This window comes from Metallibacterium sp., from assembly GCF_054637675.1.
Genome location: NZ_JBTSRB010000050.1, coordinates 1 through 21,240 on the forward strand (window position 1 = coordinate 1; position 21,240 = coordinate 21,240).

Consider the following 21,240-nt stretch of genomic DNA (forward strand, 5'->3'; position numbering starts at 1 on the left):
GTCTGCATTCCGCGCTTGGCTACTTGTCACCCAACGACTATGCAAGGAGACTGAAAACCGCAGACCATGCGTCCACCACAAACCCGGCTTCTTGATCTCCGGTTTCAGGGGACAGCTTCACGCCGCCTCACCCTGCACGGTAAACATCCCAACGTCACCATCGTCGCCGTGGCGCGCGAACTGGCCGGCTTCATCTGGGATATCGCGCGCATGACACCCCTGCCTGTGGCCGCCTGACCACACCACCACCCCTTCTTCCTTCACTTCCGGAGGCAGCACGAGTTCCCTGCAGACGACGCAGCCCGGTGTGGCGGGCAATCCTCGACGAGGCTAGGCGACAGCACGCAGCACCGCTGATTCGCGTGATTAGCACCGCTGATTCGCGTGATTAGATCGAGGCAGGCCCGCATGACGGATCCCAGTACTGCGGTATCCAACCCGCGCATATCAGCTTGAGCCACCGTCGGTCGTACTGGCTGCGTCGCCTCCAGGGAATTCTCCGAAACACTCATGTAACTACACCCAACCCCCTGCACTCTTGACGGCGAAAGTCATATCAGCCTTGTGCGTCAGCCACCGATTAGCGGCTCTTCGTGGAAACGTGTGGGTGATTCCATGGGTCTGATCGCGGCGTAGCCCAAGCAGAGCAAGGCATTGCGGGCTTCAGCGTTGAGCTGAAATCTGGCACGCTTTAGCGATGGCTACTTCAACGAAGCGTCCCCGACGTCTGCTCGACGCCTATTGGTTCTCCGGCTTCCGCCCGCAGGCGACGGTCAAGGGTGTGTTTGGGTAGGTTCTGGAAGCGCTGCCATTGACGCTTGTCGTGGCCCTTGAACGTCGCCGGGTTGGCGCCCTTGCCGGGAGCCTTCAGCTCGACGTGACCGCACAGCAGGCCGCCGACGCTGACGCCGAAGTCAGGCTTGCCGCCGCCGTCGAGCAGCAGGGTTTCGCCGATCGCCAGCACCGGCTGCCCAAGCTGGCCGCCGCAGTCTGCGAGGAGCTGCTCGAACGGGCTTCGCAGTTGGTCCTCCGGCTCGCCCGTGAGGAGAGACGCAAACTTTTCTTGGATCGCTGCGGCGAACCGACGGAGAATGTTCTGCATCGCGACTCCTAGGGTGAACCTGTGGCGCGAATACTACCGGCCAAGGCTATGAAGGAGGCGTTCGATGCGCAGGGATCCAGAATTGTTCCGGAAGCTCATGCTCGCCATCGAGCAGACCAGCCAGCCGTTGACCGACCAGGCGCAAATAGACAGCTACCCGCGCGACGAAGTCGCTTATCACATGCGCCTGATCATCGAGGCCGGCTTGGCGCAAGGTTGCACGGGGCGGGCGTCCTTATCTCAAGCGGCTTGAATCAGGAACTCGCTGGCCTTGGCCACCGGCTGCACCTGCCGTGCCTGCCGACGCAGCTCGACCAACCCGTAGTGCTCCATCGTCTTCAAGGTGCGCGACAGGTTGCTGGGCGCGCGTCCGCTCAGCTCGGCCAAGTGGTTCAGCGACTCAGGCTTCTGCTCGCGGATCAGGTTCAGCAAGGCGCGGTTGTCGTCGGACAACACTTCGGCCAGCGAGCGCATGGAGGTGAACCAGATTTTCGGCTCGCCGGACGCCGGCCTGCGCTCCCCGCGCGCGATGGCGAGCGCGCGAGCACGGATGGCCTCCTGCGTGGCGATACCAATGACGATCTTCTTCATGCCTTTGCCTCCTTCAACACGCGGTCGACCTCACCAAAGAAATCCTTGAGCAACTGGTCGGCGCTGGTGAACTCGTAGGGCACGCCCTTGTCCCGCGCGTGCCGATGTTTGTGGTCGTAAGCCAGTCGCCGCCCGGCAAACTTCTTGCGCTTCGGCGATTTCACGGCATGCGCGTTGTCGTAACCAAGCAAACGCGTGCCGTGCCGATCATGCAACGTGAGCGCGTAGCGGATGCCATGCGGAATGTGCTCGTCCACCGCCACCTCCCATGCCTCGATCTTGACCCAGAAACCCTCGCCTTGCTCATAGATCTCGCCATGCAGCAACAACAGGTTGTCCAGACTCTTATCGCGCGCTGCAACCATATTATCACCAGTTGATATGTAATGCTATTCTGAGTCTCACGCCCTGTTCTCACCGCGCGCTCCTGACGCACGCTTCGAACGGTTCGGTGTGATGGCCCGCAGGGACGAATCCCTTTTCGGGGCGCAGCGCCTGGCGATGGGTTCGCGGTTCTTCGACCGGCGGTGCTGCGGGCGCGATGACCTGCGCCTCCTCAAGGATAAGGGCTGGGTCTAACCGAGCTTCTTCGCCAGATCCGCTGCCCGCGGATGGTAGTACCGCGTGAGCATCCGCAGATCCTTGTGGCCGGTCACCGCTGCCAGCTCGATCAGGTTGGGCAGCCTCTCCGCTATGCGTGAGGCCGCCTCGTGCCGGAGATCGTGGAAGTGCAACTCCTCGATGCCCGCGCGCTTGCAGGCGCGCTTCCAGGCGAGCTTCACCGCCTGGCTGGTGATCGGAAACACGCGCGGATCGTCGGTGCGCGGCAACGCCTCCAGGACGGCCACGGCACGGCTCGGCAGTGGCACCGTGCGGGCCTCGCCGTTCTTCGTGTCATCGAGGTGCGCCGTCTGTGCCGTCAGGTCCACGTTCTCCCAGCGCAACGCCAGCGGTTCCCCCTGGCGCATGGCCGTCTCGATCGCCAATTGCACCAGCGGACGCATCCAGGGATTGCGCGTGCCGACACGGTAGGCGCCGGTGCGCCTGGCGCCCTTGACGGTCCCAGCGCGGTCCCCGAGGGCCTCGAGCAGGCGTTTGAGCTCGTCGCCGACCAGGCGGCGATCACGGGCCCTGCCAGGTGGCGGGCGCGGAACGGTCAGCGGATTTTCGGGCAGCGGCGGCAGTCGTCGCACGCGGACGCACCACGACAAAAAAGACGACAGCACGTTGACCTCACGGCGCACTGTCTCGCCAGTTACCTGCTGCAACCGGCGCGCGATCCAGGCCGCGACCGCATCCGGCGTTAGAGCGTTGTAGTGCAGGTCACCGAATGCGGTACGCAGCCCGGCCACCCTGTAGGCGGTCGAGTCAACAGATTTTAGGCGCGCGACGTGTTCGGCGAGATACGCATCGACTAGCTCTCCGACTGATTCCTCGACGTGCTGGGCCCGCACCAACCCCGCGCCCCGCCGGTCGAGTGCTTCGTCCTGCTGGCGTGCCCATTCGAGCGCGACGGCGCGTGTTGCGAACGTCGCGCCAGTGACGTACTGGCGGCCGGCGCGGACGCGCACATAGAACTTGCCGCTTGGAAGTCTGGAAATCGACGTGGACATGCGGCGCCGTGGACACGAGGGGGACACGCATGTCGTACAAGTATCGTGGAAGCTAGTAAATACAAGGCAAATGTAGGGTCTATATTTAGCCTTCACGGCAGGGGTCACAGGTTCGAACCCTGTACCGCCCACCAGTCATTGCAACGCATCAAGCCACCTCGACGGGTGGTCTTTTTCATTGCGGGATGACTGCATGGGTCGCGTGCGGTTCAAATCCAGAAGCTCACCCCCAGTGCCAGCAACAGCGCGGCGAGCGCATACGCCACATAGCCGTTGAGCTTGCCGTGGTGCATGGCGGCGAAAGCATTGGCGATGTGGCGCGCGCCGCCATGCAGCGGGCCGAACACCCAGCGGTCGAGCGCGTAGGGCTGGCGCTCGGTGCGCACGATGGCAGCGCGGAAGTGGCGCGCCACTGTTTCTTCCTCGACGTGGGCGGCATTCGGCGCGACCACGGCGGAGAAAATCACTCGCGCCGGGTTGCCGAAGCCGGTGGCGGTGTAGGTGAGCTGCGGCTTGAGTTCGGGCAGGCCGCCGTCCCAGGCGCGCTGACGCGCGAGTTTCCGGGCGTGGGTGAACGCGCGCACCACCAGCCACAACAGCAGCAGACCCAGCACCAGGGCGAGATCGAGATACGCCGGCGCGGCAGCGAACACCACTGGGTTGGCAGTGCCGCCGCGATGCATCAGCACCAGGCCGGGCGGCGGCAGGAAGCTGCTGCCGAGTTGCGCGCCGAGGGCGTGGAAGCTGCTGACGAAATCGCCGGGCAGTGCGCTGCCCGGCGCATAAAACGGGGGTACCAGCGCGCCCCCGCCGCCGTGCAAACCGAGCGTGCCCACCACCGTGCCCAAGCCGGCCACCAGATACGTGGGCAGCAGGCCCAGCGCGATGCAGCCCGCGGCCAGCAGCGCCAAGGCCCAGCGCATGCTGGCCGGCAGCGGCGTGGGGTTTTGCGCCGCGGGCGAACGCGGCATGCCCAGGAAGGCCATGGCGAACAGCCGGGTGAAGGCCGACAGCGCGAGACCCGCGGTCAGCGCCATCAGCGCGCCGGCGACGACAAACGCCAGGCGCACCGGAACCGACGCCAACTCGGCGCTGCGCAGCAGGCTCTGGATCAGCAGCCATTCGCTGGCGAAGCCGCCGGTCGGTGGCAGCGCCGCCAGCATCATGCAGCCGGCGAGACAGGCGCCGGCCAGCCACGGCAGCTTGCGGATCAGTCCGCCCAAAGCATTCAGATCGCGCGTGCCGGTGGCGGTATCCACCGCGCCGGCGGAGAGAAACAGCAGGCTCTTGGCGATGGCATGATTGAGCAGATGCAGCAGCGCGGCGATCAGCGCCATGGCGGCAAACACCGGCTGATTCAGCGCGCGGAAAATGAGCGCGGCGCCGATGCCCATCGCCACCAGTCCCATGTTTTCGATGGTGCTGTGCGCCAGCAGGCGCTTGAACTCGGTTTCGATGGTGGCGTAGAGAATGCCGATGATGGCGCCGAATGCGCCTGCCAGCAGCACGATGACCCCGGCCGCGGGCATCGCCACTGGCAGCAAATCGGCGTTGACGCGCACGATGCCGTAGATACCCAGATTGACGATCACGCCCGACAGCAGCGCCGAGGCCGGGGCCGGCGCCACCGGGTGCGCGCGCGGCAGCCAGCCCATGCTCGGAAACAGGCCGGCTTTCACGCCGAAACCGAAAAAGCTCAGCGCGAACACCGCCCAGGCGACGCCCGGTCCGATGCTCGCAGCGCTGGCGGCGATGGCGTCGAACTGGGTGCTGCCGGCGTGCGCGGCCAGCAGCAGCAGCGCCAGCAGTTGCAGCAGCGCGCCGGCCTCGCTGGCCACCAGCATGATCAGCCCAGCTTTCGGCGTGGCGTCGTGCAGGTGCTCGAAATTCACCGCCAGGTAGCACAGCGCCGACATGATTTCCCAGGTGAACAAAAAGCCGAACACGTCGCGCGTGGTCAGGGTCAGGCCGATGCTGGCGAGCAGGAACAACTGGATGCTGGCGGCGCCCGCGGTGCGGTAATGCGCGGCGTAATGCCTGAGATAGCGCGCACTGAACAGGAACACCGGCACCGCCACCAGCGCGGTGATCAGCAGGAACCAGCCGGATAGGCGGTCGGCGCCCAGGGTGAGCCGCCCCAGCGCCGGCAATTGCCACAGCGGCAGCAGCCAGACATCGCCTCCTAGCGCCTGCGCGGCGGCGACCAGCAACGCCAGCCCGGCGAGCATGCCGAACACCGTGGCGACCATGGCGGCGTGACGGTCGCGCACCAGCAGCGTGATGACGCCGCCGCCGACGCACAACGCGAGAAACAGCAGAAACGCGATCATGGTGCGTCCTCCGCGCGCGGCAGGCTGCGCCCCATCACCGCCAACAGTGATTCGAGCACGGCCAGCGGCGGCGGCGGACAGCCAGGCACGACGCGATCCACCGGCAGCACATCGGCCACGCCGCCCGCGCAGGCGAAGCTCGGGCCGAACACGCCGCCGCTGGCGGCGCAGGCGCCGACCGTCACCACGCGCTTCGGCCCCGGCATCGCGGCGTAGGTGTCGAGCAGCGGCTGACGCATGGCGCGCGTCACCGGCCCGACCACCAGCAGCACATCGGCCTCGCGCGGGCTGGCGGTGATGAAAATGCCCAGTCGATGCAGGCTGTACTGCGGCGCCGGCAGTTGCTGCAACTCGGCCAGACAGGCGCCGCAATCGCCGGCATCGAGCACGCGCACGTGGATGGAATGCGCGAATGCGCGCGGCAGCGGCGCGCCCGCGCCGTGGCTCCAGGCGATGTCCTCGCGCCAGCGCATGGGCTGCTCGCCGTGGCGGCAGCGCTGGCAGTGCACGCAATGGTCGAGCGCGACCACGGTTGCGGCGCCCTCGGCGCGCAGCGCGCCGGTGGGGCAGACACCCGCCGCCGCGGCCGGGCCGTCGACGGGACGCCCCGGTGTCATGCCCGGCGCGAGTTCAAGCGTGCGCGGGAAGCCGGTGAGGTCGCGTTGTGTGCGCAGTCCGCGCAACGCCCAGAGTCTCATGGTCAGCGGTCCTGTTCGGCCATCGACAAGCCAAAACTGGCCAGGGTGATGGGGAAATCCTGAAACGCGAAATGCTCGGCCGCCAGGTGATAGGCGTGCCAGTTGGCGAAGGCCGGCGGCATCAGACGCAGGCGCGCGATACGCCCGTCGGCATCAAGCCGCGCGAAGCAGGCGCTGGCGCCAGCCGGGGCTTCGGACCAGCCCAGCCCGGCGCCGGCGCGTGTGGCGCATATGCCGCGCACGGCGCCGGCGGGCAGTCGCTTCGCCAGCAGCGACAGCAAGCGCGCTGACTCGGCGGCTTCGTCCAGAAACACGCGCAGCCGCGCCAGGTTGTCGCCTTCCGCGGCCTGCGCCACGCGCGGCGTGCATTCGGCGTAGGCGGCGTAGGGCTGCTCGCGGCGCAGGTCGCTGACATGGCCGGCGGCGCGTCCCACCGGACCGACCAAGCCGTAGCGTCGCGCCACCTTGGCGTCGATCACGCCGACTTCTTCGAGGCGGTCGATGAAGCTGTTGTCGAACAGCAATTCCTCGGCCAGATCGGCCAGACGCCGCGCCACGGCCCGCGCTTGCGCCGCCAGTTCGCGCGCCGCGGCATCGTCCAGATCGAACGCCAGGCCGCCCGCTGCGATCAGCCCGAACAGATAGCGATGACCGGCGTGGCGCCCGCTCAGGCGCAGCAGTTCTTCCACGCGCTGATAGGCGAGGCTGGTGGGCACCGCCAGCGCGGTGGATTTGCACAACCCGGCGATGGTGGCGGCGTGACTGCGCAGGCGCTCCAGCTCCGCCCAGAAGCTGCGCAACGTCTGCGCGCGCGCCGGCACGCTGCAGTCGCCAGCGCGCTCGATGGCCTGCGCCGCGGCCAGCGCGTGGGCGAAGGCGTTGGTGCCGTTCATGCGCTCCACCAGCAACAGCGCATCGGCGGCGACCATGCCCTCGGCGCGTTTCTCGATGCCGCGATATTTGTAGAACAGCCGCGTCTGGCAGTGGGTGATTTCCTCGCCCAGGGTGTCGAGCAGAAACTGCCCGGCCTCGCTGACGCCGCCATACACCGGACCCACCGGCATCAGGAACGCGCCCTCGGCCTGCAGCATTTGCTGCGGCTGGTAGGGCGAGGGCGCGCCGTCGGCATCCGTGGCGACGAAGTCATGGCGCATCGGGAAAGCCTGCTCGGGCCACACTTCATCGTGCAGCACGAAGTTGCCGAGGAAGGGGTGGTTGGAAAAGATCAGGCCGAACAAATCCTCGATCTCGCGCTCGTGCCAGTCGGCGGCGAACAGGCGCGGGCTGATGCTGGGCACGGTGCCGCCCGGCGCCACGTCGATGACCAGCTCCAGCCACGGCAGGCCTCGCGGCAGCCAGAACGGATAACGCAATGCGAAACGGCCGTTGCGTTGCTCGCAGACAATGCCCGCCAGTTGCGCCTGCGATCGCGCCAGCACATGCGCGGCATGCGGCAGGCGCGCGGCCGGCAGCGGCAGGGACAGCACCGCGCCGGGTTCGATCGCGGCGGGCAGCGCGGCGTCGCATTCGAGTGCGTGCAGCAGTTCAGCCAGCGTGTTCATGGCGCCAGGCCTCCAGTCAGTTGCCGCGCCGCCGCGTGCAGCAGTTGCGACAGTGGCGCCGGCATCCACAGCCCCAGCACCAGCACCGGAAGCAGCGCCAGCACCGCCACCCATTGCAAGCCACGCGGGCCATGCACGGCGCTGGCGACCGCCGGCGAAGGTTCGCCGAACACCATGCGGTTGCCCTGCAGCATGATGCCGGTGAAGGCGATGATGATGAAGATCGCCAGCAACACCAGGCTGGCGTAGTCACCGCCCGCGGCGGCAGCGCGCAGGATGGCGAATTCGCTGCTGAACACCGCGAACGGTGGCGCGCCGGCGATGGCCAGCGCCGCGGCCAGCAGCAGTGCCGCGGTCCACGGACGTTTGCGCAGCAGGCCGCGCACCGCGGAAATCTCGCGCGTGCCGGTGATCACCAGCACGATGCCGGCGGCATAAAACGCCAGCGACTTGGTCAGCGCGTGGGTGAGCACCTGCAGCATCACCGGATACGCGGCGATCTTGCCCAGGCCCAACGCCGTCATCAGGATGCCCATGTGCTCCACGGTGGAGTAGGCGAACAGGCGCTTGTAGTCGTGCACCTGCAGCAGCAGGAACGCGGCCACGCCCACCGACACCAGCCCGATCACGCTCAGCCAGTGCTCCAGGTGCAGGCCGGGAATGTCGATGAACACCGGCAACAAGCGCATGACCACGTACAAGATCAGACTCACCTCGATGCCCGAGAGCAGCGCGCACACTGGCGTCGGCGCCTGCGAGTGCGCGTCGGGCAACCAGGTGTGGATCGGCACCAGACCGATCTTGCTGCCGAAGCCGAACAGGATCAGCGCGAACGCCACCTTGCGCAGCAGCGGGTTCATCAGCGGGCTGGCCTGCAGCAGCGCGGCGAAGGTCTGCGGGCCACCGCCGGCGCGCTGCAGGCCCCACAGCAGCAGAAAAAATCCCAGCGCCGCGACGGTGGCGCCCATGATGGTGATCACGGCGTATTTCCACGCCGCTTCCAGCGCCGGCTTGCTGCCGTCGAAGCCGACCAGGAAGATCGAGAACAACGTGGTCAGCTCCACCGTCACCCAGGCCAGCGCCGGCTGCTGCATCAGCGGCACCGCCAGCAGCGAGGCCAGGAACAGATTGAAGTAGACGTAGTAGCGGCGCAGCCCGGCGCGCGGGTCGGTGACATGCGCGAGGTGATGCGCGATGTACGGGCCGGAATACAGGCTGGCGGTGACGCCGAGAAAAGCGGTGAGCAGGGCGAACACGGCGCCCAGCGCATCCAGTCCGATCCAGCTTTGCAGCGTCGGCAGATTCTGCCCGTGCAGGATGTTGTGCGCGCCGACCAGCGCCAGCGCGAAGCCGAGCAGCGCCGCGAGCACGGTGACCCAGCGCGCGCCCGGCAGCCAGCGCGACCATAGCGCGGCCAGCAAAGCGGGGATGGGCATCAGCCAGACCAGGCTCACGGCTTGCGTTCCCGTTCGCGCAGCGCGGTCATCTCGCCGGTGTCGGTGCTGCCCAGGGTGAGGGCGATGGTGCGCGCCAGCAACGCCACGATCATCACCACCATCACACCTTCCAGCGCGGCGGCGAACTCCACCAGCGCCGAGGATGTGGTGATGGCGATGCCGGCGAAGAACACGCCATTGTCGATGGTCATCAGCGCGAACAACTGCGGCAGGGCCTCGCGCCGGATCGCCAGCAAGAACACGCCGAGCAGCGTCACCACCAGCCCGATCGACAGATTGGTCGCGGCGGCCGGGTCTTGTCCCGCCACCAGCGGACGCGCCACGGCGTAAGCCACCACCGCCAGCAGCAGGGCGATGATCAAGGCCACCGGAATGCCCAGTACCGAGGACAGCTCGCGCCGCCGCCGCAGCGCCGGGCTGAGCAGGCGGTTGATCAGCAACGGAATGGCGATGGGCTTGGCCAGCAGGGTGATGGCCGCGACGATGACCAGCTCGGGCGAGGCGAAATGCGCCGCCAGCAGCATGGTGGACGCGGCCAGCAGCAGGCCTTGCCCGACGTACAGATACAGCACCGCCTGCGCCTGCCGCGCGCTGATCATCATGAAGGCGGTGAGCAGGAACAGCACCGCCACCAGGGTGTTGAGGCTGAGCAGCACCGATGCGGTCATGGCAGGAACACGCGCGCGATCATGGCGATGGCGGCCACCGCGAACGCCGCGCCGAGAAACTCGGGGATGCGGAACAGGCGCAGCTTGGCGAAGCTGACCTCGATCACCGCCAGCACCGCCAGCGCGATCAGCATCTTCAGCGCGATCAGCGGCACCGCCAGCAGCACCGCGCCGATCGACACCTTGCTGGCCAGGCCCCAAGGCGCCAGCAGCACGTTGAGCAGCACCGTGAGCAGCACCACCAGCTTCATCGCCCCCGCCCAGTGCATCAGCGCCGCGCCGCGGCCGGAGTATTCGAGATTCTTGGCCTCGTCGATCATCGCCAGCTCGAAGTCGCCGCTGGGGTTGTCCACCGGAATCTTGCCGGTCTCGGCGAGGATGATCATCAGCATCGCCACCACCAGCAGCAGATGCGCCGGCTCGAAAAACGCCGCCGGCGTGCTCACCCACTGCTGCTGCACGATGTAGGGAATGGTCGAGTTCGCGGTGAAGCTCACCGCGAAGAAAATCATCATGAACACCGGCTCGACCAGAAACCCCACCATGCGCGTGCGGCTGGCGCCCATCGCGCCATAGGGGTTGGCGGTATCCACCGCGGCCAGCGCGGTGAACAGCCCGGACAGCGCGAGGATGAAACCCGCGCCGACCATATCGGCCATGAAGGCCATGAACAGCGGGTAGTCGGTGAGCACCGGAATCAGCAGCGTCACCAGCAGCGGCGCGACGAAGGCGACGTAGGGCGCGGCGCGGAAAATCCAGCTGCTCTGATCCGAGACGATCTCGTCCTTGGCGAACAGCTTGCGCAAGTCGTAATAGGACTGGAAAATGCTCGGCCCGGCCTTGCCCTGCAGGCGTTCCTTCATGCGATTGAGCACGCCCTTGGCCAGCGGCGCCAGCAGCAGCACATAGGCCAACTGCATGATGTTGATGACGACATGCTCGAACATGGTCGCGTCCCGGTGTGGTCACAAGCCGACGTGTCGCGGCTTCAAGCCAATCTGGAGCAGGGACCATCATCGCCGGGTGGCGCTATGAGGCGAGTCCCATCGCCTTGTTCGGTGCCGCTATTCTGTCATGCCATGTGCCATGACGCATCCACACGCTGGGCCGATCATGCCCAAGCAGCGCAACGCGACATTGCCGGGGTTGCCTTGCCGCGACACGCTGCGCCGCGTTGGCCATTTGCGCGTGGCGCGCGCCGCGCATGATCGCCGAGTCGCATGATCGTGCGCCGCGCATCGCCGCGCGCTTCGCCGGGCGCTGGCAACAGGGTTACGTGCGCGGCAAGCTGCGCAGCGATCCCGCGTTCGCGACCATTGCCACCTTGCTGAGCGAGGCCGGCGCCGCGCGGCCGGTGCTGGATCTGGGCTGCGGCATGGGCCTGCTCGGCCAATGGCTGCGCGAATGCGGTCATCGCAGCGAATACCTCGGCATCGACAATGACGCACGCAAGCTGCGTGCCGGGCGCGCCGCCGCGGCGACACTGCGCCCGGCACTGGATCTGCGCGCCGGTGACTTGCAGGCGCTGCCCGCATTCAGTGGGCACGTGGTGCTGCTGGATGCGCTGCATTACCTGGCGCGCGCGCCGCAGCAAGCGCTGCTTGCGGCCTGCGCGCAACGTCTTGGCGCGGGCGATCTGCTGTTGATACGCAGCGTGCTGCGCGATGCCTCGTGGCGCTACCGCATCACCCAGGCCGAGGAGCTGCTGTTGGCCGCGAGCGGCTGGATGCGCACCGCGGCTCGCCATATTCCTGACGGCGATGCGCTGAGCGAAAACCTTGACGCACTGGGGCTGCGCGTCACGCGACAGCCCTTGTGGGGGCACACGCCGTTCAACAGTTGGCTGATCGTGGCGCGGCGTGCGCCTATTTGAGCGTGGTGTTGCCCGCGAGAATCACCTCGGCCTGGCGCCGGAAATCCGCGGCCTTGTTCTCGTCAATGGTCAGGCGGATCAGGCGCGCGCAAGCATCCACCGCGGGCTGCAGCTCGGCGCGCTCGTCGGTCGCGCTGCGTAGTTTGTTGACCACCGCGCCGGCGCCCGCGCCGAGCAGGGTTTCGGCCATGTGCATCAGCGCCTGGCGCGGGCTGCCGGCATTCTGCACATCGTCGCTCTGCATGCTCGCGGCGCGCGTTCCCGCCGGCGCCGAGATCAGACCCAGGGCAAGCAATTGATCGAGCGTGGCCACCACGTCCATGGACGTGGCGTTGGCGTGCATCAGATCGGCCACGCTGCGGTGACCGTCGACCATGATCAGCAGGCGCCGCATGGCCATGCCCAGACCCAGCGCGCGTTTCTCGAGCTCCGCGACGCCGGCGGCGGTCTTGCCGAGAATCAGCTCCGGCTGCATCGGATCAGCCAGCCAGTTCGCTGATGACGCGGTGGATCAGGCGCACCGTGATCAGTACGTACACCGCGCCGAACAGAAAAATCAGCGACACCAGCGGATTGACGATTGCCTGCGGCAGCAGCGGGAAAAAGGGCGTCAGCAGATAGCCGATGGTGAATAACACCACCAGTCCGGTGAGCTGTTTCCAGGTGCGCCCGACGATGCCGCCCGGCACCGATTTGCCGAGGCGCAGAACCTGCGCCAGGCAGACGAGCATGACCACGATCGCGGCTAGGCTGATGAACGTGCTGGGCTCAAAACTCATGATCATTTCCCCTGTTGAATGGTTTGCGGATGTGGACATCACGCCACGCTGGCGGGCAACGACACCGATCGATGCCGCGCCACCGGGGTCGCGGCTTTGCTGGCGGGCGCATTGACTGATTTCATCCCGCTATCTGGCGGCCGTCGAGCGCGGGCCTTGACTTCCGCCTGCGATGCTATGCCGCAGGCGGAACGATTTCATGTGCGGGTGCACCATGGCCGGTTGCCGATATCAGCGCGCGGCGTGTTCCCGGTCGCCGCGCGCGGCGGTCTGCGGCACACTCGCAGGCTCTATCCATGGATGCGGCGGAGCGGTGCGGTGGTGAATGAATTGTGGCGTGGATCACTGAGCGATCTGGCGGAGGCGATCCGCGCGCGCAAGGTATCCAGCACCGAGGTGGTGCAGGCGCACTTGCAGCGCATCGACGCGGTCAACCCGCGCGTCAACGCGCTGCCCGAGGTGCTGCGCGATGCGGCGCTACGTGCTGCCGCGCAGGCCGATCACACGCTGGCGCGTGGCGTCGCGCCGGGGCCGCTGCATGGCGTGCCATTCACGCTGAAGATCAATATCGATCTGGCCGGATCGGCCACGACTGCGGGCGTGCCGGCGCTGCGCGAGGCCGTGCCCGCGTGCGATGCGCCGCATGTCGCGCAGCTCAAGGCGGCCGGCGCGATCGCGCTGGCGCGCGGCAACATGCCCGACTTCGGCTTTCGCTGGCACACCGACAGTTCGCTGCATGGCGCCAGCCTCAATCCATGGGACGCGCACGTCACGCCGGGTGGTTCCAGCGGTGGCGATGCCATCGCGCTGGCCACCGGCATGACACCACTGGGGCTGGGCAATGATTTCGGCGGCTCGCTGCGTTATCCGGCGCTGTGCTGCGGGGTGGCCGCGCTGCGTCCGACGCTGGGGCGCGTCGCGCGCGCCGCGCCGCCAACGCCCGTGGAGCCGCCACTCAGTTTTCAAATGTTCTCGGTGCACGGCCCCATGGCTCGCCAGGTGCGCGATTTGCGTCTGACGCTGGAGGCGATGAGCGCCGCCGATGCGCGCGATCCGTGGTGGGTGCCGGCAGCGCTGGTCGGCCCTACGCTGCGCGCGCCGATCAAGGTGGCGATGTGCGTCGATCCGGGCGCGTGGGGCGTGCACGCGCAGGTGGCCGAGGGCGTGCGCAAGGCCGCGCACTGGCTGCAGCAGGAGGGGTATGTCGTTGAGGAAACCGCGCCGCCGCAGGTGCGGGACATGCTGGAAACCTACATGCAGATCATCGCCGCCGATGTGCGCAGCACGCTGTTGCCCACGGTGACTGCGCTGACCTCGGCGGACACGCAGCGCTTCGTCACCGACTTCATGCAACTGGTGCCGGCGTCCACGCTGGATGGCTACATCGGCGCGCTGGCGCGGCGCAATCAGATCGCGCGCGCCTGGGACTTGTTTCATCTGGACTATCCGCTGCTGTTGGCGCCGGTGAGCACGCAGCCGCCGTTCGCGGTGGGCTTCGATGTATCCGGCGTCGCGGCGGTGCGCGCGCTGATGCAGGCGATGGCGCTGAGCGTCGGCGTCAACCTGCTCGGGCTGCCCGCGGTGGCCATTCCGGTGGGCGTGGCGCAGGGTTTGCCGCAAGGCGTGCAACTGATCGGCGCGCGCTACCGCGAGGACTTGTGCCTGGACGCGGCCGAGTGCATCGAGCGCGCCGCGGCCATGCCCACGCCGATCGATCCGCGATTCTGAGCGCGGCGCGATGTTTGGCGAAGAATCCCCCCAATCACGCGCCCCGCGCCCGCAGCCGCCGTCGGCGCCGGAGCCCGGCGACTGCTGTGGCGGCGGTTGTACCTTGTGCATCTTCGATCTGCACGAGCAGGCGCTGCAGCGCTACCAGCAGCAGCTCGCGGCGGGCGTTTGATCCGGATTGATTGGCTTCATGTTATGGCGCTACGCTTGAGGGTCAGCGGGGTTGGGAATTTGCGCACGCGTGAACGATTGTTCTTGCTCATCAGTTGCTCCGAGAAACCCTGCCGTTCAGGGTGGGGAGGAAAGGAGCAGCAGCCCATGGCGGCTGCCGGTGTGTTTCACACGACGTTGCATGTACGACATGGATGTCAAGCGCGCCTACCGATTCCGGTTCTATCCGACGCTCGAGCAGGAGCAGGTCCTGTCGCGCACGTTCGGATGCGCGCGCTTTGCCTACAGTCGCGCTGCATCGTCGCGTGTCGTCGGCAGCGCTTCAGCCTCGCTGAATTCGCATCGCCCCTTGAAGACTGCGCCATTGACGTATCTACGCCGCTGACGTAGCATCTTTGAGTGATCTTCATTGAGACCCCCGCCTTCACGCGACGCGTCCTGACCATGCTGGACGATGCGACCTATGCCGTGCTCCAGCGCCGCCTGACGCGTGAGCCCGACGCTGGGGATCTCATCGAAGGCACGGGAGGGTTGCGCAAGATCCGCGTCCAGGCCAAAGGGCACGGAACGCGCGGCGGCGCACGTGTCATCTATTACCACTTCGTCAGCGCCTCGCAGATCGCGATGCTGATGATCTATCCCAAGAACGAACAAGACGACCTGACCGCCGAACAGCGCAAAGCACTGCGCACGGTGATCGAGCTTTGGAGGCGAATCCCATGACCACGTTCTTCGACGATTTGATGGCAAGCGTCCAGCAGATGGACGAGATCATGCGTGGTGAGCGGGCGCCCGGGCGCGAGTTTCACGTCGCCGGCACCGATGTCCGTCGCATCCGTGCCAAGACCGGCCTGTCCCAGGCGAAGTTCGCCAAATTGATCCATGTCGAGACCGGCACCTTGCGCAACTGGGAACAAGGCCGGCGCGAACCGACCGGACCCGCGCAGGTTCTGCTCACGGTGGTCGACAAGAACCCCAAGGCCGTATTGGAGGCGTTGTCGTAGCGGCTCCTTCCTGAGGATGTGCCGTCGATCCTGGTCCACGCAGTGGGCATGCCGTTCTTTGATCGTTTTGGTGGGCGAGTGCCCCGCAATCGCCACAGAAATTCACAGGATTTTGAGCACGCCCCCGAAAATGTCTCCTTGAAGGGGTCGCTACGAACATGCCATCTGAAATTTATCGGTAACTTAGACTGCCTGCGGCAGATCATAGGCGCGCTGATTCACCCCGACGGGAGAAGGAAAGCCGGTCCTCATCAAGTGCTACCGCACGATCCCTCGTGTCGCACAGCGACACAGGCAAGGAAGGCGCCACACGTCGTCTGTGGGGTGCGACTTCCGGCTCAGAACTTGTAGCGCGCGCTGGCCGTGATCATGCGCGGCGGGCCGTAGTAGCCGGTGATCATGCCCAGCGCGACGATGTTGAAGCCGGAGGTGCGGTAGTGCTTGTCGGCGAGGTTGCTGCCCTCGAGGCTGTACGTCCACGCGCCGCCGGTGCGCCAGATCACCCCGGCGTTGACCAGGCCGTAGGCACCCTGCGCGAGGACCGGGCTGAGGTTCTGATCGAAATAAGCCAGTGTCTGGTAGGTGACATTCAAGCGCGCGGCCACGTCGCCGCCGTGGGCCAGCGGGAAGTGCTTCCACAGCGTCAGGCCGCCGTTCCACTTCGGCGCGTAGGTGAACTTGCTGGTCGCGGCGATGTTCACGCCGCCGCTGATGTATTGCGTGTAGCGCGGATGCAGATACGACAGGTTGCCGCTCAGCGTCCAGCGATCGCCCATCCGCCAGGCGAACTCGTTCTCCATGCCGTCGATGGTGGCCTTGCCGGCATTGGTGAAGTCGCCGAAGAAGCCGCGCTGGCCGTTGGGCTGCACGTACGAGGTGTACACCGAGAGCTGGATGTTGTGATACAGCGCGTGGAACAGCGCGCTGTTGAGCATCAGGCGGCCGCCGAAGAAACTCATCTTCGCGCCCAGCTCGTAGTTGAGCAGGGTTTCGTTGCGGATCGGCCGGCACGACTGCGGAATGGCGGTGCAGTTGGCCTGGATGTTGTAGCCGCCGGAGTGGAAGCCGGTGCTGGCGGTGGCGTACAGATTCACCGCGGCGCTGGCCTTCCAGCCCAGGGTCAGCTTGGGCGACAGATTGTTGGCCGCGGTGCTGCCCTCGAAATTGGCCTGCACGCCATTGGGCGTGGTGAAGGTGGCGTTGGGATAGGTGTAGTTCTGGATGATCGCGGTCTTGCTGTCGTGCGTGTAACGCGCGCCGGCTTCCAGGCTCCAGCGCGGCGCGAAGCTCCAGGTGTAGTCGGCATAGGCGGCCAGGCTGTGCGTGTCCACGCTGCCGCCGCTGCCCACGTACATCGCGTAGCCGAGCTGGGTGTATGGGGGCAGCGCCAGCAGCGCGTACTTGTTGACGCCCCCGGCGTAGCCGTTGAAGTAGTACACGCCCATCACGCCGTGCAGATCGCTGCCGTTGTCATACAGCGCCTGCAGTTCCTGGCTGAACTGGTGACTGTGGTAGACGAGGTTGTTGTCGGCGATCGACACCGGCAAGGTGTCGACATCGATGTTCATGTTGGTATTGGAGCTGCGATACGCGGTGATGGATTTGAATTCCCAGTTGTCCGTGGGCATCCAGCGCAGCGTCAGCGCGCCACCGCCGCTGTTGCTCAGGTTCACCGGCGGCTGGTCGCTCTGCGTGTTCCAGGGGTTGGATAGCTGCGGGGTGTGCGCGGGATCGAAGGGAATGATCGCCAGACGCTGCCCGCCGGCCGGATTGGAGTGGTCCGCAACGCCGTCCAGCTCGACCTGCGCATTGAACGCGCTGCTGGGAAAATAGCCCAGGCTCACGCGCGCCGCATTCACATCCTGATTGCTGTTGGGGCTGCCGGTCAGCAGATCGTGACCATAACCACCGTGATGCAAGGTGGCGGCGGCGACGCGAAAGCGCCACACGCCATCCTTGCTGGCGTTGCCGTAGTCGACCTTGAGGTCCCTGGTGGCATGCATGCCGAGGGTGGCGGTGACCGATCCGGTTTCATGCGTGGGCAGCGGCTTGGAGATGAAATTGATCGCGCCGCCGACCGTGTTCTTGCCGTACAGCGTGCCTTGCGGGCCGCGCAGCACCTCGATGCGATCGACATCGAACACATCCAGCAGCGCGCCCTGCGGACGCGCGATGTAGACGCCATCGAGGTACAAGCCCACTTCCGGATCGAAGCCCCACAGCGGGTTGTTCTGGCCGATGCCGCGCAGGTACACGGTCAGCGTCGAGGTGGTGCCCTGGGTCGGGCCGATCTGCAGATTCGGCACCAGGCCCTGCAGGTCGGCGAGATTCTGCACGTTGTTGTCGGTCAGCGCGCGCGCGGTGAGCGCGGTCACGGCGATGGGCACGTCCTGCAGGGTTTCCTCGTAACGGCGCGCGGTGACCTTGACGGTTTCCAGATTGGTGACGGAGGTGGGCATGGCCTTGTCATTTCGCGCGGTGTTCGCGGCCGTGGTACGGCTGTCGCGCGCATCCTGCCGTGGCGCCGCGGCAGCGTGCGCGGCATGCAGGGTGCCGACGAGGGCCAGGGCGATGGCGGCGGCAAGGTATCGATGGCGCATCGGATTCCTCTTGGATGGTGAACGGAGGCGCAGCGTAATATTAGAATATGGTGAAGTGTTAATGCGCCGCAGCATGACCAGGCCTGCGGCAATGTGCCGCGCTCCGGATTGCGGCTTCATGCCGGCGCAGCGCCGGCAGGCTCAGGCGCAACGTACGGTCTCGGCACAGGTAAACTGCCGCGTTTGCCTGGTATGCGCGGTTCGCGCGCGCGATCAATCCCCATCACCCAAGCGGCGCCGCGCAGCAGTCGGTGTCGTGCGCAATGGAACCCATGAAGACTCCCCAAGGCCTGCAGGCGCTGATTGACGACGGCATCATCGACGCGGTGATCCGGCCACTGAAAAGCGGCAAGGAAGCGTCGGTGTACGTGGTGCGCAGCGGTGACTCGGTGCGCTGCGCCAAGGTCTACAAGGACATGGCGCAACGCAGTTTCCAAGCGCGCGTGCAGTATCAGGAAGGGCGCAAGGTGCGCGGCAGCCGCGAGGCGCGCGCGATCGGGAAGGCCACCCGTTTCGGTCGCAAGCAGCAGGAAACCGACTGGAAAAACACCGAGGTCGATGCGCTGTATCGACTTGCCGCGGCCGGCGTGCGCGTGCCGCGGCCGTATGGCTTTTTCAATGGCGTGCTAGTGATGGAACTGGTCACCGACGCCGAAGGCCGCTCGGCGCCGCGACTGGGCGAGGTGGATCTGCAGCCGGCGCAGGCGCGAGCCTTTCACCGGTTCCTGGTGCACCAGGTCGTACGCATGCTGTGTATCGGCCTGATCCACGGCGACCTGTCGGAATACAACGTGCTGGTCGCGGCCGAAGGCCCGGTGATCATCGACTTGCCGCAGGTAGTCAGCGCCGCTGGCAACAACGCCGCGCGCGCCATGCTGCTGCGCGATGTCGGCAACCTCGCCAACACGCTCGGACAATTCGCGCCCGAGCTGTTGAATACGTACTACGGCGAGGAAATGTGGGCGCTGTTCGAGCAGGGCGCGCTGCGCCCCGACAGCGAGCTCAGCGGCGTGTTCGCGGCCGACACGCACGCCGCCGATGTCGATGATGTCATGGCGGCGATCAATGACGCGCGGCAGGAGGCGATCATCCGCCAGCAGGGTCGCGAGGCGGCCAACAGCGACGATTGAAACACGGCCCACGACGCATTCCGCGGATGGCGCGCGGATGACGCTGGAGCGCGCATCCAACCCTGCCGCGCCGCGCCAGCGAGGCCGCGCGTGGCGGGTGGATCGTGACGCGTGCGGCGCCGCGTCGGAGGAATCAGGACGATGACGACCCCGCCGGCTTGAGTCGTGCGGAGCGTTCGCGCAGCGAGGCCGTGCAGCCATGCCGGCGATCGCGGCCAGCGAGGCGGACGTCTGGCGGCCATCCGTGCGTCGTCCTTTGGGGACTTCCGTTGGTCATCTCACGCCCTGCGAGTGCGCCGGTAAAACCGGCAAGGTGTAAGTGGTGAAAGTCCACCGTATGGAAAGTTTAGCCAACTACCGTAGCCCCGAGTCATGCGTGGCAGCCCGCGAGGGCTGTGGCGAAGCGTTGACAGGGGATTGCATAGGCCAGCCATTGAGTCTCGAAAGATTGTGGTCCCAGGTGCCGACACTTTTCGCAGGGTGGAAGGCAATACGAGCGGGAGCGTCATGGCAAGCTCCCGACCGACCTGGCGAGGCCGAAGACCCTGGCATGTGCAGACGCACCTTGTACGGGAACCGGGAGATCTGGGTTCTGGCCGGAGGAGAGCACGCCGGTCCGCATCGGGAAGACGAGGAGTCGTAGCCGATGATGCACGGAACCCAGAAGTCTGACCCTGTCGAAGTAGCGATGAAGCCGACGAACAAGGCTGCCGTCACTGGGGCTGCGGAGTCGATGGAGCGAAGGACAGGGACCGAGGGAAACGTGGACCAGCAAAGCACGGACCGGACGCAGAGCCGGATGAACGTGTCCCAGGCGCTGGCCCGCGTACGTCAAACGGCAAGAGCCAAGAAGAAGGAGCGATTCACCGCGTTGCTACACCACGTCACGATCGATTTGCTGCGGCTGTCGTTTTACGCGATCAAGCGCAAGGCGGCACCCGGCGTAGACGGGGTGACATGGGGAAGCTACGAAGCGAACCTGGAAGCGCACCTTCAGGACCTGCATGACCGGGTTCATCGAGGGACCTACCGGGCGCAGCCGAGCCGACGCACGTATATCCCCAAAGCGGATGGGCGGCTACGGCCGCTTGGCATCGCCGCGTTGGAGGACAAAATCGTGCAACGTGCGGTGGTGGCGGTACTGCAGTCGATCTATGAGGAAGACTTCCTCGGATTCTCGTACGGGTTTCGACCCGGACGCAGCCAGCATGACGCGCTGGACGCGCTGATTGTAGGGATCGAGCGCAGGAGGGTGAATTATGTTTTGGATCTGGACGTCCAAAACTTCTTTGGGACGGTCGGACATGATTGGCTACTCCGTTTTATGGAGCACCGGATTGCCGACCAGCGAGTTTTGCGACTGATACGCAAGTGGCTGAACGCCGGCGTGCTGGAAGGCGGAGTCTTGACGGTGGACGAGGGAGGAACCCCACAGGGGGCAACGATCTCGCCACTGCTGGCCAACGTTTACTTGCACTATGTGCTGGACCTTTGGACGCAACAGTGGCGTGCGCGCCATGCCACCGGAGATATGGTGGTCGTCCGCTTTGCGGATGACGCGGTCCTGGGGTTCGAGCATGAAGCCGATGCGCAACGCTATTTGCAGGAGGTGCGCGATAGGCTCGCAGCGTTCTCGCTCGCACTCCATCCGGAGAAAACCAAGCTGATCGAGTTTGGCCGTCATGCGGCGGCTCGACGCAAGCAGCGTGGCGATAAGAAACCGGAAACCTTCACGTTCCTGGGCTTCACTCTCATCTGCGGTCGATCACGCAAAGGTGGCTTCCTGATCCATCGGAAGACACGGGCCGATCGCATGCGGGTGACGCTCGCGCGCGTCAAGGCGGAACTGCGCAAGCGCATGCACCAGAGCATTCCGGAGCAGGGGCACTGGCTGCAGCAAGTCGTTCGGGGCTACTTTGCCTATCATGCGGTGC

Annotated in this window: 23 protein-coding genes; 10 read left to right on the forward strand and 13 right to left on the reverse strand. The window is 66.1% G+C overall.

The window, feature by feature from the left end; all coding sequences use genetic code 11:
* Window positions 1–66 precede the first annotated feature (66 nt).
* Window positions 67–237: a hypothetical protein gene (locus tag ACYDAT_RS12890; protein WP_461450622.1), complete on the forward strand. Its 171-nt coding sequence runs from the start codon at window positions 67–69 to the stop codon at window positions 235–237.
* Between the two features lie 469 nt (window positions 238–706).
* Here the strand turns inward: ACYDAT_RS12890 and ACYDAT_RS12895 are convergent, their stop codons facing one another.
* A complete protein-coding gene (locus ACYDAT_RS12895; RefSeq protein WP_461450592.1) occupies window positions 707–1,102 on the reverse strand; it encodes a hypothetical protein in 396 nt (131 codons plus the stop codon).
* Window positions 1,103–1,166: 64 nt separating this feature from the next.
* On the opposite strand from ACYDAT_RS12895, the gene ACYDAT_RS12900 reads away from it, so the two are divergent.
* Entirely contained in the window at window positions 1,167–1,355 is a 189-nt protein-coding gene (locus ACYDAT_RS12900; RefSeq protein ID WP_461450594.1) for a DUF2513 domain-containing protein, read from the forward strand.
* Here the strand turns inward: ACYDAT_RS12900 and ACYDAT_RS12905 are convergent.
* The 9 genes from ACYDAT_RS12905 to ACYDAT_RS12945 form a co-directional block, all read right to left on the reverse strand.
* Entirely contained in the window at window positions 1,343–1,693 is a 351-nt protein-coding gene (locus ACYDAT_RS12905; RefSeq protein WP_461450596.1) for an HVO_A0114 family putative DNA-binding protein, read from the reverse strand. The genes ACYDAT_RS12900 and ACYDAT_RS12905 overlap by 13 nt on opposite strands.
* Window positions 1,690–2,058 carry a toxin-antitoxin system TumE family protein gene (locus tag ACYDAT_RS12910; RefSeq protein WP_461450598.1) on the reverse strand — a complete coding sequence of 123 codons (369 nt, stop codon included), beginning with the start codon at window positions 2,056–2,058 and terminating at the stop codon, window positions 1,690–1,692. Before ACYDAT_RS12910 ends, ACYDAT_RS12905 begins: the two co-directional genes overlap by 4 nt.
* 210 nt (window positions 2,059–2,268) lie before the next feature.
* Complete coding sequence (locus ACYDAT_RS12915) at window positions 2,269–3,306, reverse strand: site-specific integrase (protein ID WP_461450600.1); 1,038 nt, start codon at window positions 3,304–3,306, stop codon at window positions 2,269–2,271.
* 209 nt (window positions 3,307–3,515) lie between these two features.
* Window positions 3,516–5,636 (reverse strand): proton-conducting transporter transmembrane domain-containing protein, encoded by a 2,121-nt coding sequence (locus ACYDAT_RS12920; RefSeq protein WP_461442193.1) that lies wholly within the window; start codon window positions 5,634–5,636, stop codon window positions 3,516–3,518.
* On the reverse strand, window positions 5,633–6,334 hold the full coding sequence (locus tag ACYDAT_RS12925; RefSeq protein WP_461450602.1) for an NADH-quinone oxidoreductase subunit B family protein: 702 nt from the start codon (window positions 6,332–6,334) through the stop codon (window positions 5,633–5,635). Before ACYDAT_RS12925 ends, ACYDAT_RS12920 begins: the two co-directional genes overlap by 4 nt.
* Before the next feature lie 2 nt (window positions 6,335–6,336).
* Window positions 6,337–7,896 carry a hydrogenase large subunit gene (locus ACYDAT_RS12930; RefSeq protein WP_461450604.1) on the reverse strand — a complete coding sequence of 520 codons (1,560 nt, stop codon included), beginning with the start codon at window positions 7,894–7,896 and terminating at the stop codon, window positions 6,337–6,339.
* Window positions 7,893–9,350 carry a proton-conducting transporter transmembrane domain-containing protein gene (locus tag ACYDAT_RS12935; protein ID WP_461450606.1) on the reverse strand — a complete coding sequence of 486 codons (1,458 nt, stop codon included), beginning with the start codon at window positions 9,348–9,350 and terminating at the stop codon, window positions 7,893–7,895. The genes ACYDAT_RS12930 and ACYDAT_RS12935 overlap by 4 nt, the downstream gene beginning before the upstream one ends.
* Entirely contained in the window at window positions 9,347–10,021 is a 675-nt protein-coding gene (locus ACYDAT_RS12940; protein WP_297924996.1) for a hypothetical protein, read from the reverse strand. The genes ACYDAT_RS12935 and ACYDAT_RS12940 overlap by 4 nt, the downstream gene beginning before the upstream one ends.
* Window positions 10,018–10,968, reverse strand: coding sequence for a respiratory chain complex I subunit 1 family protein (locus ACYDAT_RS12945; protein ID WP_461438534.1), 951 nt, complete (start codon window positions 10,966–10,968; stop codon window positions 10,018–10,020). Before ACYDAT_RS12945 ends, ACYDAT_RS12940 begins: the two co-directional genes overlap by 4 nt.
* 257 nt (window positions 10,969–11,225) lie before the next feature.
* On the opposite strand from ACYDAT_RS12945, the gene ACYDAT_RS12950 reads away from it, so the two are divergent.
* On the forward strand, window positions 11,226–11,894 hold the full coding sequence (locus tag ACYDAT_RS12950) for a class I SAM-dependent methyltransferase (protein ID WP_461450608.1): 669 nt from the start codon (window positions 11,226–11,228) through the stop codon (window positions 11,892–11,894).
* Here ACYDAT_RS12950 and ACYDAT_RS12955 read toward each other — a convergent pair.
* Together ACYDAT_RS12955 and ACYDAT_RS12960 are read right to left on the reverse strand one after the other, a co-directional pair.
* On the reverse strand, window positions 11,887–12,369 hold the full coding sequence (locus tag ACYDAT_RS12955) for a hypothetical protein (protein ID WP_461438532.1): 483 nt from the start codon (window positions 12,367–12,369) through the stop codon (window positions 11,887–11,889). The genes ACYDAT_RS12950 and ACYDAT_RS12955 overlap by 8 nt on opposite strands.
* Before the next feature lie 4 nt (window positions 12,370–12,373).
* A complete protein-coding gene (locus tag ACYDAT_RS12960; protein WP_297899085.1) occupies window positions 12,374–12,673 on the reverse strand; it encodes a hypothetical protein in 300 nt (99 codons plus the stop codon).
* A gap of 321 nt (window positions 12,674–12,994) precedes the next feature.
* On the opposite strand from ACYDAT_RS12960, the gene ACYDAT_RS12965 reads away from it, so the two are divergent.
* The 5 genes from ACYDAT_RS12965 (at window position 12,995) to nadS (ending at window position 15,576) form a co-directional block, all read left to right on the forward strand.
* On the forward strand, window positions 12,995–14,401 hold the full coding sequence (locus tag ACYDAT_RS12965) for an amidase (RefSeq protein WP_461450610.1): 1,407 nt from the start codon (window positions 12,995–12,997) through the stop codon (window positions 14,399–14,401).
* A 10-nt stretch (window positions 14,402–14,411) separates the two neighbouring features.
* The gene (locus ACYDAT_RS12970; protein WP_461450612.1) at window positions 14,412–14,573 is read left to right on the forward strand and encodes an oxidoreductase-like domain-containing protein; all 162 of its coding nucleotides are present in this window, start codon (window positions 14,412–14,414) and stop codon (window positions 14,571–14,573) included.
* A 189-nt stretch (window positions 14,574–14,762) separates the two neighbouring features.
* Window positions 14,763–14,957, forward strand: coding sequence for a helix-turn-helix domain-containing protein (locus ACYDAT_RS12975; RefSeq protein ID WP_461450614.1), 195 nt, complete (start codon window positions 14,763–14,765; stop codon window positions 14,955–14,957).
* Between the two features lie 14 nt (window positions 14,958–14,971).
* Window positions 14,972–15,295, forward strand: a complete 324-nt coding sequence (locus tag ACYDAT_RS12980; protein WP_461438528.1) for a type II toxin-antitoxin system RelE/ParE family toxin — start codon at window positions 14,972–14,974, stop codon at window positions 15,293–15,295.
* Window positions 15,292–15,576, forward strand: a complete 285-nt coding sequence (gene nadS, locus ACYDAT_RS12985; RefSeq protein WP_461450616.1) for a NadS family protein — start codon at window positions 15,292–15,294, stop codon at window positions 15,574–15,576. Before ACYDAT_RS12980 ends, nadS begins: the two co-directional genes overlap by 4 nt.
* 338 nt (window positions 15,577–15,914) lie before the next feature.
* On the opposite strand, the gene ACYDAT_RS12990 is transcribed toward nadS, so the two are convergent.
* Complete coding sequence (locus tag ACYDAT_RS12990) at window positions 15,915–18,176, reverse strand: TonB-dependent receptor (RefSeq protein ID WP_461438526.1); 2,262 nt, start codon at window positions 18,174–18,176, stop codon at window positions 15,915–15,917.
* A 272-nt stretch (window positions 18,177–18,448) separates the two neighbouring features.
* Between ACYDAT_RS12990 and ACYDAT_RS12995 the strand changes: the two genes are divergently transcribed.
* Window positions 18,449–19,306 (forward strand): PA4780 family RIO1-like protein kinase, encoded by an 858-nt coding sequence (locus tag ACYDAT_RS12995; protein ID WP_461450618.1) that lies wholly within the window; start codon window positions 18,449–18,451, stop codon window positions 19,304–19,306.
* 646 nt (window positions 19,307–19,952) lie between these two features.
* Window positions 19,953–21,240 (forward strand): group II intron reverse transcriptase/maturase (gene ltrA / locus ACYDAT_RS13000; protein WP_461450620.1); only part of this gene is annotated, 1,288 nt, incomplete at its 3' end.